This is a genomic window from Pedobacter frigiditerrae, assembly GCF_004331645.1.
GTDB classification, from domain to species: Bacteria; Bacteroidota; Bacteroidia; order Sphingobacteriales; family Sphingobacteriaceae; genus Pedobacter; species Pedobacter frigiditerrae.
On the sequence record NZ_SJSK01000003.1, the window covers coordinates 488,415 to 501,224 of the forward strand.

The window sequence follows — 12,810 nt, forward strand, 5'->3', positions numbered from 1 at the left end:
ACGTTTATAAAACAAAAAAAGCCTTAGATTTCTCTAAGGCTTTTGTATTTATATCATCTTTTTATTTAGCTAATTTTAATAGCTCATCTAGTTGTTTATGCAATTCCTCTCCCCTCAGGTTTCGTGCAACAATTACACCATTTGGATCAATTAATACATTGGATGGAATAGCTCTTACACCGTATAATTTGGCTGGTGCACTATCCCAATATTTCAAATCAGAAACATGTGTCCAAGTAAGCCCATCATCTTTAATTGCCTTAATCCAATCTGCTTTGCTTTTATCCAATGAAACGCCTAATACATCAAATCCTTTTGAGTGATATTTTTGGTAAGCACTCACTACATTTGGATTTTCTCTTCTGCAAGGTCCGCACCAGGCTGCCCAAAAATCTATCAAAACATATTTACCACGAAGTTGAGAAAGACTAAAAGATTTTCCAGACTGATCTAAGGATGTAAATTCTGGTGCCTTTTTACCTATGGCAACAGTGTTTAATACACCAACCAATTCTTTCAAAACAGCTACATAAGGTGTTTGTACTAATGCAGGATCAAGCAAATCTAAATTCTCCTTAATTTGATCTGGACTTAAACGATAAGAAAAATCTCTGTATAATACATAAGCAGACACAATTGACGCTGGGTTTTGCTGAATGAATGTTTTAATATCTACATTTCTCTGTTTTTTATAGGCGGTAAACAAGTCGTTGCTTTTTGAACCAGTAATAACTGATGCACTTAAATATTTCGCGGTATCAATTTCCGCTGTAATCTTTCCAGCTTCTAAAAAAACATACAAAGGCGATTTATTCTTATTTAATGTTATCCCATATAACTCGGGTAAAATCAATTTCTCGTTAAATTGAAAAGTACCATCTTTTATTTCTGCAGAATCTATGGTATTGAACATTTTGTTATTAAATTTTTGCAAGTAAACTTTGCCAGAACTTACTCCTTTCACAGTGCCAGTAAGCGCAATGTCTTTCTTTTCTTGTGCACTAACAATACCAATACTTAAGGTCAGAATTGTAATAAGGGTTTTTAGTTTTTTCATCTTTATAAATTATTAATTGCTATAAAATCATTTCTTCTTTTACTTCAAAACAAATGATAGGCATAATAGCATACTTCCCAGCATATGGGCATTTATACTACTTATCTTTCTCTTTTAAAGAGTAGGAATTAGCACCTTTTTACTTCAGATTTGTATCAGGTTGCTAAGACGTTATCGGGCCTATCCCTCAGTCTTTCTTTATAAGTAATTTTAGTCAAGAACTTTTGTCTTGAGGCAAAGATAAATAAAGTCTATTAAAATTATAGACTTTATTTTCAAATGATAGAATAATGACAATTAATGTTATAAAAACTGAATGAATTATTGGGGAAATGGGAATTTTATTAAAGTAAAAACCAAGAAATAGAAACCTGTAAATAAGTTAATTACGAAACCGAAATAAAGTATAGCTTGTATTAATTCTTTATTTCTAGTTTATATCCTCTACTATGAATGTTTTTCAATTGAATAGATAAATCGGCTTCTAATTTTCGTCTCAATTTAGAAATAAACACATCTAAACTTCTACCAACAATTACACCTTCATCTTCCCATATTTCTTTTTGGAGCCTACTCCTATCAACAACTACATTCTGTTCATTCCCCAATATCCATAATAACTTAGTCTCTTTAACAGTAAGTTTTGTAATCGTTTCGGCAAAAGTCAACTTACGGTTTTCAAAGTCAAAAAATGTACGTCCAATCTTCAATTGTTCATTAACAACATTATTTTCAATTTGTATTTTCTTTTTGCCTTTGGCACTAGTAAACAACAGCCCCACAATAGCAAGAAATGGAATTCCGCCAATTAAATATCCTTTTTGTATAGGTGTTAAACCAGTATTTTGAAATTTGATTTCAATTAAATAGCATCCCTTTGGCTGTGTTCTTCCTGTACATGCAATAACATCGTCTTTTATGTTTCCAGCCATGGCATAACCGAAAACAATGTCTAAGCCTGTACAGTTGCGTACATTTACAATATATCCATTAGAAAGCTGGTCTTTAGTGAGCGTATTTTTCACAATCTTTATCAATGAATCTGCCTCAAAGGTAAGCTCATTTTCAAATCTAATCTGATATTCATTAGTTGCTATTTTTTTCACAGGCATTACCCTCGATGTGCTGTCTCCAGCACGTAAAAGCAACTCATGTCCTATTTTCCTTAGCAAGATTTGTTGTTTAGCTAATTCAAAATCCTCGTTAGTGCTTAAGTTAAAAGCAACACAAACCATAGCTGCACTTAAAAGTAAAGTAAACCCAAAAAGATATTTCATTTTTGAATATGAACGTATTTGTCGAAATATCATACCGTTTGCCTAATTTTTTACAAAGTTTACATTTTAATTTACAATAACTATTCCTGCAAATTTATCATTGGTAGCTAGGTTTACAGTTTTAAACCCATAAACTCATGATTAATAAAATTACAATTATTCTGCTATTGTTCAGCCTTTCATTTTCGGCAACAGCACAAAAAAGTTATTCTTTAGACATTAAAAAAAGTAAAATCTCATGGAAAATAGAAACGGTGGGAAAACACAACGGACAGATTCTATTCAGTTGGGGTAAATTAGATTATTCCCCCAAAGGCGAACCTACAGCAGCCAGTTTCATCATGGACATGAATAAAATGACGAGCTTGGACCGTCCAACAGAAAAAGGCAGAGCAGAAATTGACACAGAATTGCGTTCACCTGGCTTTTTTGATGTTGCTGTTTATCCAACCGCCACCATGATTGTTAAACAAATCCTTAAAACACCAACTCCAAATGTTTTTCGGGTAACCGGCGATCTAACCATTAAGGGAATAACCCATCGTATCGAATTTAATGCAGCTATCGTAAAAAAAGGAGAGTTAATAACTGCTAAAGCTAATTTTAACATTGCCCGCAAAAAATGGAACATAGATTTTAAAGAAAAACCAAATGATTGGGATTTTACAGCTGCCATCAAAAACAAAATGATAGATGATGATATCCAAATCTCTTTAGATTTAACTTTTGGAAAATAACAATGTGCGTACCTTGGTTGGTGGCTCACCAACCAATGGGATTTTAAGCTTTTAAAGGTTTTTTGAAAAGCAAAAGCTATTTTCCATTTTTACGTCAGTCCCGCTTTTTGCTTTAGTCCCTGCCTACCGCAGGCAGGTTTTGCTTTCAGCTCAAGTGCTATCGCTCCAATCGGGTTTATTAAATGCAGCTTTGTGCTACTATGAGGGGTTTTCCTTGCAGATGCCAAGAACCACCAACTTTGTTAAATAAACCTTATTGGAACGAACACTTAGGGTGAACCATTTCGGTTACCCGATTAAAGTGGAAAGAAGGACTGCAGTACCTATGGAAACAGCTACCGCTAATTTTCACAAAAACCTTATTTAATTATTGACTAACAAATCATTTAAATTATTTCCGAATATTTATATTTGAAAATGATTTCAACTCCATTAAAGCATCCCATTTTTACGCTCGTTATTTGTTTATTAATATCAATTTTTACCTTCAAAACTGTTGCTCAAACCATTGCAGAACCAAAGGATACACCTGCTGAATGGTCAAAACCTTATGCACCCTTTCGCATTGTTGGCAACTTGTACCATGTAGGCACTTATGATTTAGCTTGTTATTTAATCGTTACTGAGAAAGGAAATATTTTAATCAATACTGGCCTAGCAAATTCTGAGCAACTCATAAGCAACAATATTAAAGCGCTAGGATTTAAGCTTACTGACACCAAAATTTTATTAACTACACAAGCCCATTATGACCACATGGGTGCTATGGCAGCCTTAAAAAAAGCAACCAGAGCCAAAGTATTAGTCAATGCAAATGATGCGCAAGTAATGAAAGATGGCGGAAGCTCTGATTATGCATTAGGAAATGGCGTAAAAACTTATCTTCCTTTAAAACCAGATGCACTATTGCATGACAAAGCGGTAATTAAGTTAGGAAGTACTAAATTGGTCATGTTAGACCATCCTGGACATACCAAAGGTTCTTGCAGTTACCTATTAGAAGTAAAAGATAAAACTAAAACATATAAAGTGTTGATTGCCAATATGCCAACCATCGTAACAGATAAGAAGTTTCATGAAGTGGATGCTTATCCAAACATTGAGAAAGATTATGCTCGCACTTTGAAAGCAATGAAAGCTTTATCGTTTGATATTTGGTTAGCGTCTCATGCAAGCCAATTTAACTTACATCAAAAGCATAAACCTACAGATAGCTATAACCCAACTGCTTTTATGGATAAAAAAGGATACGATAAGGCACTGGCAGATTTACAATTAGCTTTTGATAAAAAGATTGCTGTAAAATCTAGCAATTAACTTTTTTACCATCTAAAACATTCCTGCCTGCCGGCAGGCAAGTTAGAGAATCTAAGATTTACCACCAAAGAAACCTAAGAAAACCAAAGGTTACTTATATGCAAAAACCAGCTAATAAATCTTAGCTGGTTTTTTGTGCATGTTATCTTTCCTACTTTCGGACTTTACCGACTTTCCGACTCTCCTCTATTTAAACCCAAATATCAATGGGAATATAAAGGTTACAATAATGGTCCATATAAAATAAATAGGCAAATAAGAAGCTATCGTTTTACCTACATCATCAATCTCTACTTTTTTAGCAAGCACTTTAAACAACTTAGTTGTAACTAATAACAGGTTAATCAATATCAAAACATTACTTCCTAAAACAGCTGCCCTATTTGGTGTTATACCCATTTCGGCAATGCGGAACACAATTGCAGAAAGTGCAACTCCATTAACTATAACAGTTACCGTTGCCAGTAATAAAAGTATCCATACAGCTGTTGTATTTTTTGTTGCTTTAGCCGTTTCTACTATCGAAAAGAAGATGATTGCCAATACGCCAATTAACAAGGCATTAAAAATGAGTAAAAACTCTCTATCGTTATACGGGTTTTTACCAGCGTAAACTATGGCAATTAGATACACTACCAACATTACCAATACCAAGGGGCTGAAAATTTTGGCAATTACTGGCGAAACTTTACCAACCAATTGCGGATTAGTTTGAACAAGATAAGTGCCTACCATTGGTGCTGCTGAAATCCCAAAAACTCCTACATATTGGAAATAAGTATCTGCGATTTCAAGACCAATCAGTCCAAAAAGATTTACTGTAATAGCAGACATGATACCACCGGCAATTAAAATGAGGGTGGTCATTACAACCAAATCGCCATTATATTTTAAAAAGGCAAGTCGTTGTTGTTTATCGTTAGTCTGCTCACCAACAAAAGCAATCCCTAATATTGACCATAAAAATAAACCTAAGTGAATACATGATAAAATTAAGGTATCACTTTGTTTAACATTGGGAAGGCTATTGATAAAAATTAGCCCTATTAACGTTGTAACAGCAATAAAAGCAATTTTAGCAACCGATAGCTTATTTTTCCAAGCAAAGAAAATCGTTAACATTGGGAAAACGATAAAACCAATATTCCTTGGATAGAAATAATCCTCATTGATATTAAAAATAGCAGGAAGCTTTGCCACAAGTCCGGCAATAAGCGATGCCACAACCACATATAACAACTCACTGCGAGAACCCCAGTTTAATTCAGGGCTTTCATAATGCAATCTTTCTTTCCAACAATCGGCAATAGCATTTCCTTTAAACTCAGTATACAATACATCAAAAGATCTTTTAAAACGAACCTTATTGTTCCTGTACAAAGCTTCAAGTTCGGTAGGGTTGTTAAGGTGATTGCGTATTTCGTTTTCCATGATTTTAAAATTGAATTAAGATAATCTAAATTATAAAGATTAGTTCCATATGGTGCCAGCAAAACCTAATACTGTACCCATCCATAAACCGATGATAAATATGACAAAGCTTAACAAGATACCAAAAATCTTTTTCCAAGTTCCATGGTTAGTAAGTGAATCAATATAGTAATTAACCGCACCACCTGTTGCACCAGCTAATGGTAAAACAATTAAAGGTCTAATCATCCAGAATTTCCCCCAAGCTGGATCAGGATTTTTTGTAGCATATAGTAATAGAGAAACCACTGCTAAGCCTATTACCCCTCCTATTAACATTCTTGTAAGTAGTTGAGGCGTAAAGGTAAATTTTGTTAAGTTGTTTTGATTTGTCATGACAGTGGTGTTTTAAATATTTTGTGTTTTAGTATGTTTTCTAATTTAACACCACAAAGATAAGATAAAACACTTTGAATTTCAAAGTACTTTATTAAAATAATTTATAATTACTAATAATTTGTTATTCAATGGGTAATGAAATCACCTAAGCCGTATATTGCCCACTAATAAAAAGCATGAAAAAGAATGCTGAAACCTTTCCATCATTGGTAGATACAAAGGTTTTTATCGAGATAAAGGAAAGCTATAGCTACTAACCGAACCTATCAGCCTTGTAAATGCCAACTCCAACAGACAACTTACTTCCAACAGCTAATTCCGCAACCAACTTGCCCGTTGCCGGTGCTAAGCTAACGCCCATCATTCCGTGACCGCCAGCAATAATTAAGTTTTTCAGTTTCTGAGTAAAACCGATATAAGGCAGGCCATCAGGCGAACAAGGCCTAAAACCATACCAAATTTTATCAATTTGAGGAATTGGAACCTGATAATCTGGATAATAATTTGGAATTGAATTAACGATACCTTCTACCCTGTTCATGTTCGTTTTATCATTCATTGGCGCAATTTCCATCGTACCTCCAAAACGAATCTGACCATTCATCGGCGTTACTGCAACTCTCGCTTCTAATAATAAAGACGGGTGATGAATCTGATGCCCATTTGGCTCTACCATAAAGGAATAACCCTTTCCTGGCATAATCGGAATATTTAAATCGGCTTTTTTGGCCAATTCAGGCAACCAAGAACCACCTGTCATGATTACTAAATCTGGTGTGTATGTTTCATTTGTGGTTTTAATGGCCGTTATTTTCCCTGCGTTTGTTTCAAAACCTGTTACTTGGCAATTGGTGATCATCTCTACGCCGTATTTCTTCAAATAAGCAACCAATTGCTGTACTAAATCGCTTGGCGATAAATGCGCATCGCACCTGTAATGCACCGAACCTAAAATATCCAATGCTGTATCTGGCTCTAAGGCTTGGGTTTGTGCTGCTGTTAAAGGTTCTACGTCTAATCCTAAACTTTGCGCCTTTTTAGCTAAATGGATTTCTTCCTCGCCAGTAGCCTGACTTTTGTACAACATCAAAATCCCTTTTTTCTCCAGACCAAAATCTAATTCAGGTTCTTTGGCCAAATCATCATACAGTTGTTTACTTAGTAAATGTAAATCTCTTAAAGGTTCTGCAGATTTATCTACGTGACTTTGATTGGAATATTTCCAGAACTTCAAACCCCAAGAAATTAATGCAGGATTTAAAGATGGCTTCACATAAAAGGGACTTTTGCTATCGAACATCCATTTAATGCCCTTACTTATCATTCCCGGTGCAGCTAATGGCACAAAGTGACTAGGTACAATCATTCCGGCATTACCAGAAGAACAATTATTAATTAAATCGCCCTGCTCTAATAAAGTAACTTTAAACCCTTCTTTTAACAGATAATAAGCCGAGCAAAGCCCGATGATACCTGCGCCTATGATGGTGATGTTGCCCTTATTAGTGGAAGAGGTAATAGGTAAAATGGAAGATGGATTAGTCATAATGGGAAATAGGAAAAAAAATTAAGACATTCTTTGCTGCGCTCTAAATGACAAATTTCTATTTATCAGACTTTACAGCTCCCTCTCCTTTAGGAGAGGGTTGGGGTGAGGTTTATATTACCTGAAACCCATGCGCATAAGGATCATCATCATCTATAAAAATGGTATTGTAACCTGTTACTTTTGCCCAACCTTCAATGCCAGGTACAATTGCAGGTTTACCGTTAATAGTTGTTTCTTCTTCTATAGTGCCAATAAATTGAGAACCGATAATACTTTCGTGAATAAATTTATCGCCTTTTTTGAGCTTTCCTTTTGCAAACCATTGCGCCATCCGGGCAGATGTTCCCGTTCCGCAAGGCGAGCGGTCAATCGCTTTATCTCCATAAAAAACAGCATTTCTAGCAGTTGCTTCTGGAGAGATGGTTGCTCCAGCCCATAAAAAATGACTTAAACCATTAATATTTGAATCTTCTGGATGAACAAAAGTGTATTGCTCATTCATCAACTTACGGCAAGTTCTACTCCAACTGATTAATTGGTCGGCAGTATAATTTTCTAAGCCTTTAAAGTTTTCTTGTGGGTCTACAATGGCATAGAAATTACCACCATAGGCTACATCAACAGTTAATTTTCCTAAATCCGGACAATCTATTGTTAAACCTTCTGCAGCTAAAAACGATTTAATGTTAATCAGTTTTACCGATTTAACCTTACCGTCAATCTGTACATATTCTACCAAAACCAATCCAGCTGGTGTTTCTAAACGCAACTTTCCGGGCACTTTTGGGATAACCAAACCTTCTTCAATGGCAATGGTAACCGTGCCAATTGTACCGTGACCACACATGGGCAAACATCCGCTGGTTTCGATATATAAAACACCGATATCATTTTTTGGGTCTATTGGCGGATATAAAATACTGCCACTCATCATGTCATGGCCACGAGGCTCAAACATCAAACCCTTACGTATCCAATCATATTCTTTCAGGAAATGCAAACGACGTTCCATCATAGAATTTCCAATTAAGATTGGTCCACCACCCGCAACTACCCTAACCGGATTACCGCAAGTATGTGCGTCGATGCAACTAAACGTTTTTTTCATCCAGAGGTAATTTAGTCAATTCGTTATTTACAGTCCGCCAAATACCTAGTGGATTTCCATTTTTCAATTCATTTGGCAAAAACTCATCGTCCCAGTTTTGGTAAGACATTGGTCTGGCAAAACGCTTAATTCCATCTGCCCCTACCGAGGTAAATCTACCATCAGTACTTGCAGGGTACGGACCTCCGTGGTGCATCGCTAAAGCTACCTCTACACCTGTGGGAACATTATTTAAAATAAAACGACCACAAATCTCTTGTACTTCATCCAACAGTTGTTGATGATTTTTAATGTCTTTTGTAGTTGCCATTAAAGTTGCCGTTAACTGCCCTTCCATTGCTTTTGCAACCGCTAACAGCTCCTTTTCATTTTCACATTGGATGATCAGTGAATAGGGTCCAAAAACCTCTTGATGTAGAACTGGATTAGCTAAAAATGTTTTTCCAGAGGCTGTAGCAACGCTAATGAGTACTTTACCTTCTGTCTGCGTATCATCAGTTTGTCCAATTAATTGAACTCCTTTTTGAGCTAATGCTTTTTCTAATTTTTCGTTAAAATTAGCAGCAATTCCTTGATGTAACATCTTGGCAGGTGTTATTGCTTCTATTTCTCTTTTTAGGTTAACAATAAACTTATCTAAACTCTTATCATCTATAGCTACCATTAAACCCGGGTTGGTACAAAACTGACCCATCCCCAAAGTAATGGAACCAGCCATTTGCTTAGCTAAGGTTTCAGTTTCTGTAGCTAGCTTTTCTGGTAACAAGAAAACAGGATTAACACTTCCCATCTCTGCAAAAACAGGAATTGGCGTTTTACGCTGATTTGCTAAATCGAATAATGCTTTTCCACCACTAAATGAACCTGTAAAACCAACAGCCTTAACCGATTCATGTTTCACTAAATATACGCCACTTTCAAAACCAGCGCCATAAACATGGGTAAAGATGCCATCTGGCATATCAGTTTTTCTGGCGGCCTTTAAAATTGCATCAGCCATTAAAGTAGATGTTTTTGGATGTGCCGGATGTGCCTTCACAATAACCGGACAGCCCGCCGCAAGAGCGCAAGCCGTATCGCCACCTGCAGTTGAATAAGCAAATGGAAAATTACTTGCACCAAAAACCACAACCGGACCAAGCGGAATTAGCATTTTACGCAGATCTGGTTTTGGTGGCGTGCGTTCTAACAATGCTGTATCAATGCTCGCTTCTAACCAATTTCCTAATTCAGCAGCGTCAGCATAACTGTTCAATTGAAAAATCGTTCTTGCCCTTTCACCCTGCAAACGTGCTTGTGGCAAATTAGTTTCTGCCATGGCGGTATCAATTAATTCTTCGCCTAATTCAGCTATCTCCAAAGCAATTGTCCGCATAAAATCGGCACGCTGTTTAAGGGTGTAGGTTTTATATTGATGATAAGCTTTAACAGCTTTTTCTAATGCGATATCTATTTCAGCTGTGCTGGTGTCTTTGTACATATATTTTCTATTTTCCTTACGGATTTTTATTTTATTATTTTCCCTGATTACACACAGTTCGCAGATTTTAATCTCTAACACTATCTACGCAAATCCTCTTCAATCAGCGGGCTTATTATATTTAATCCCACTATAATCAGTGAGCAATAATTACAAATTTAAATAATCTGGCAATTGCGGACGAGTAGCTAAGGCATCATTTATAATTTTTAAAACTCTTTCTCTTTCTGCGCCCTTAATAACCAATCTTGGTGCTCTTACATATTCAGAACTCAATCCTACAGCAGTAGCAGCCAATTTAATATACTGCACTAATTTAGGATGAATATCCAACTCTAACAATGGCATGAACCATCTATAAATTAACACAGCCTCATCATATCTTTTTGCTTTTACCAATCTGTAAATAGCTACTGTTTCAGCAGGAAATGCGTCAACCAAACCCGCTACCAAACCATCAGCTCCCATCATTAAACACTCCAATGAAATGGTATCTACACCACCTAGAATTTTAAATCTATCACCAAATTTGTTAATCATATTGGTAATGTTAGCCAAATCCCTTGTGCTTTCCTTTACTGCCTGGATATTTGCATAAGGCAATAATTGCTCAAACATGGCAATGCTTACTTTAATGCCATAATCTACCGGATTGTTGTAAATTAAGATCGGCAATTTTGTAGCGCTAGCCACTGCCTGAAAGTAAGTTACCACTTCCTCATCATCTGCTTTATATTTTAATGGCGGCAACAACATCAAACCATCTGCGCCTAATTGCTCGGCCTCTTGCGCCATTGCAATTGCAACTTTTGTACTTTGTTCGGCCACATTGATAATAACAGGAATTTTTCCATTCACTGATTGTACGCAGTAACTTAAAAATTCTGCTTTTTCTTGCGAGGTTAATGTACTGGCCTCGCCCAAGGAACCACCAATGATAATTCCATCAACGCCAGCGGCTATTTGCGCATCTAAGTTTTTTTGAAATAATGGATAATCTATCTCATCGTTTGCTGTAAAAGGTGTTAAAAGTGCCGGATAGATTCCTTGCCACGCTACGTGTTTCATATTATTTAATAATTTTAATCAAAAGTAATGGCTCAACATACAATATCTTTCGCAGGATTTAATGAAAAGTAAACGGATTTTAACCTTTGGGAGTCAGAAGATTCGTTTGTCGTCAATCGTCTATCGTCTTTCGATGTAATCCCAAACGAAAAACCCACTACCCAAAATTACTAAAATAATGCTCCAGGTAAGCTTTCGGAGATTCACCTTTTACTGCTTTAAAAACCCGGTTAAAGTTAGTTACGCTATTAAAACCACAAGTATATGCAGCGGTAGCGATGCTTTCATACCTCCCACTGGTTAACTTTTTACAAGCTTCATTAATACGCATTTCATTTAAAAAGGATACAAAAGTTTGTCGTGTATGCTTCTTAAAATACCTGCAAAAAGCTTGTGGTGTCATGTGCGCCTGTTCTGCAACCTCTTCCAATGTAATGAGTCTTTCATAGTGCTGCATGATATAGTTAAAGATATTTGCAATCCTTATCCCTTCATTTTCAGAAAACTGCGATGAACGGATAGCCGCCAAAGGTTCTGCTTTACTGGAAGTTAGATACAATGAATTTAACAGCTGCAAAAAACTAATCATTAATTCTTGGTTTTTCGCTTGTTGAACTGCTAACATTCGCGAAATGATCAATTCATTATGTTTTGACGGGACCTTAAATCCAGCTTGTTGTTGATGCAAAAACGATTTTAGCACCTGCATTTCAGGTAAATCTAACAAAGGGGTTAACTTACCATTTGGGTCGAAAAATATCATCAAAGCCTGTATTTGCAGACCGCTGTTCTCTACAAAATACTCTGGGTTACTTTTAAATAGATGAGGCTGATTAGCACCCAATAAATACACATCATTTGCCTTAAAAGCATATAAATGATTATCAACCACCAAAGTTCCTTCACCTTCCTTTATCCAAATCAATTGCGCTTCGTTATGCCTGTGCAAGTGCGTATAAAAATGAGGCATTATATCTTCCTGCACAATCACTGCGCTATCATGAGCAACCGGAATGGTAAATTGTAACACCTTCATAACGCATCAATATTAACTCAAATATTTTAGAAAACCATAAGCAAGGTTAAAATTTGTTAATTACTAGTCAATTTAAAGTTGCCCTTAAAGTTAAAATCGGTAAAGTATTAACGCCAGCAGCATATAGCAAAGCGTTTTGATTACCAGATACACCTGGTTGAAATGAACAAAGAGCAAAGGAAATATTTAACACCTAAGAAAACCTAAGGTGTCATTCGGTTTCTTACCTGCCTGCCGCAGGCAGGGGTGGTTAAAAAATAAACTAATTCCGTCAGCTAAACCAAACGGCAATGAACTTAATGAACTACTGAACAAATAAACTCTCAACCCATTTCCTATTCCCCATTTTCTATTTCCCATTGCGACTATTGA

Annotated in this window: 11 protein-coding genes and 1 riboswitch; of the genes, 2 read left to right on the forward strand and 9 right to left on the reverse strand. The window is 36.0% G+C overall.

Annotated elements, in window-relative coordinates:
* Positions 1-61: 61 nt before the first annotated feature.
* Both EZ428_RS13705 and EZ428_RS13710 read right to left on the reverse strand, forming a co-directional pair.
* On the reverse strand, positions 62-1,057 hold the full coding sequence (locus tag EZ428_RS13705; protein ID WP_131553733.1) for a TlpA disulfide reductase family protein: 996 nt from the start codon (positions 1,055-1,057) through the stop codon (positions 62-64).
* 98 nt (positions 1,058-1,155) lie between these two features.
* A riboswitch (SAM riboswitch) is annotated at positions 1,156-1,264 on the reverse strand.
* A 209-nt stretch (positions 1,265-1,473) separates the two neighbouring features.
* A complete protein-coding gene (locus tag EZ428_RS13710) occupies positions 1,474-2,334 on the reverse strand; it encodes a winged helix-turn-helix domain-containing protein (protein ID WP_225871063.1) in 861 nt (286 codons plus the stop codon).
* Between the two features lie 137 nt (positions 2,335-2,471).
* Here EZ428_RS13710 and EZ428_RS13715 point away from each other — a divergent pair, with 137 nt between their 5' ends.
* Positions 2,472-3,071, forward strand: coding sequence for a YceI family protein (locus EZ428_RS13715; protein WP_131553735.1), 600 nt, complete (start codon positions 2,472-2,474; stop codon positions 3,069-3,071).
* Positions 3,072-3,488: 417 nt separating this feature from the next.
* Positions 3,489-4,388, forward strand: a complete 900-nt coding sequence (bla, locus tag EZ428_RS13720) for a subclass B3 metallo-beta-lactamase (protein ID WP_131553736.1) — start codon at positions 3,489-3,491, stop codon at positions 4,386-4,388.
* 186 nt (positions 4,389-4,574) lie between these two features.
* Here the strand turns inward: bla and EZ428_RS13725 are convergent, their stop codons facing one another.
* The 7 genes from EZ428_RS13725 to EZ428_RS13755 form a co-directional block, all read right to left on the reverse strand.
* On the reverse strand, positions 4,575-5,819 hold the full coding sequence (locus tag EZ428_RS13725) for a hypothetical protein (RefSeq protein ID WP_131553737.1): 1,245 nt from the start codon (positions 5,817-5,819) through the stop codon (positions 4,575-4,577).
* A 39-nt stretch (positions 5,820-5,858) separates the two neighbouring features.
* Positions 5,859-6,194: a potassium transporter KefB gene (locus EZ428_RS13730; protein WP_131553738.1), complete on the reverse strand. Its 336-nt coding sequence runs from the start codon at positions 6,192-6,194 to the stop codon at positions 5,859-5,861.
* A gap of 256 nt (positions 6,195-6,450) precedes the next feature.
* Positions 6,451-7,743 carry an NAD(P)/FAD-dependent oxidoreductase gene (locus tag EZ428_RS13735; protein WP_131553739.1) on the reverse strand — a complete coding sequence of 431 codons (1,293 nt, stop codon included), beginning with the start codon at positions 7,741-7,743 and terminating at the stop codon, positions 6,451-6,453.
* A 112-nt stretch (positions 7,744-7,855) separates the two neighbouring features.
* Entirely contained in the window at positions 7,856-8,854 is a 999-nt protein-coding gene (locus EZ428_RS13740; RefSeq protein ID WP_131553740.1) for a 4-hydroxyproline epimerase, read from the reverse strand.
* A complete protein-coding gene (locus EZ428_RS13745; protein WP_131553741.1) occupies positions 8,838-10,334 on the reverse strand; it encodes an aldehyde dehydrogenase (NADP(+)) in 1,497 nt (498 codons plus the stop codon). Before EZ428_RS13745 ends, EZ428_RS13740 begins: the two co-directional genes overlap by 17 nt.
* A gap of 150 nt (positions 10,335-10,484) precedes the next feature.
* A complete protein-coding gene (locus EZ428_RS13750; protein ID WP_131553742.1) occupies positions 10,485-11,402 on the reverse strand; it encodes a dihydrodipicolinate synthase family protein in 918 nt (305 codons plus the stop codon).
* A gap of 157 nt (positions 11,403-11,559) precedes the next feature.
* Complete coding sequence (locus EZ428_RS13755) at positions 11,560-12,438, reverse strand: AraC family transcriptional regulator (protein ID WP_131553743.1); 879 nt, start codon at positions 12,436-12,438, stop codon at positions 11,560-11,562.
* Positions 12,439-12,810 lie beyond the last annotated feature (372 nt).

Coding starts and splice junctions, on each gene's coding strand:
- EZ428_RS13705 (WP_131553733.1), bottom strand. CDS start 1,057: ATGAAAAAACTAAAAACCCTTATTACAATTCTGACCTTAAGTATTGGT.
- EZ428_RS13710 (WP_225871063.1), bottom strand. CDS start 2,334: ATGAAATATCTTTTTGGGTTTACTTTACTTTTAAGTGCAGCTATGGTT.
- EZ428_RS13715 (WP_131553735.1), top strand. CDS start 2,472: ATGATTAATAAAATTACAATTATTCTGCTATTGTTCAGCCTTTCATTT.
- bla (WP_131553736.1), top strand. CDS start 3,489: ATGATTTCAACTCCATTAAAGCATCCCATTTTTACGCTCGTTATTTGT.
- EZ428_RS13725 (WP_131553737.1), bottom strand. CDS start 5,819: ATGGAAAACGAAATACGCAATCACCTTAACAACCCTACCGAACTTGAA.
- EZ428_RS13730 (WP_131553738.1), bottom strand. CDS start 6,194: ATGACAAATCAAAACAACTTAACAAAATTTACCTTTACGCCTCAACTA.
- EZ428_RS13735 (WP_131553739.1), bottom strand. CDS start 7,743: ATGACTAATCCATCTTCCATTTTACCTATTACCTCTTCCACTAATAAG.
- EZ428_RS13740 (WP_131553740.1), bottom strand. CDS start 8,854: ATGAAAAAAACGTTTAGTTGCATCGACGCACATACTTGCGGTAATCCG.
- EZ428_RS13745 (WP_131553741.1), bottom strand. CDS start 10,334: ATGTACAAAGACACCAGCACAGCTGAAATAGATATCGCATTAGAAAAA.
- EZ428_RS13750 (WP_131553742.1), bottom strand. CDS start 11,402: ATGAAACACGTAGCGTGGCAAGGAATCTATCCGGCACTTTTAACACCT.
- EZ428_RS13755 (WP_131553743.1), bottom strand. CDS start 12,438: ATGAAGGTGTTACAATTTACCATTCCGGTTGCTCATGATAGCGCAGTG.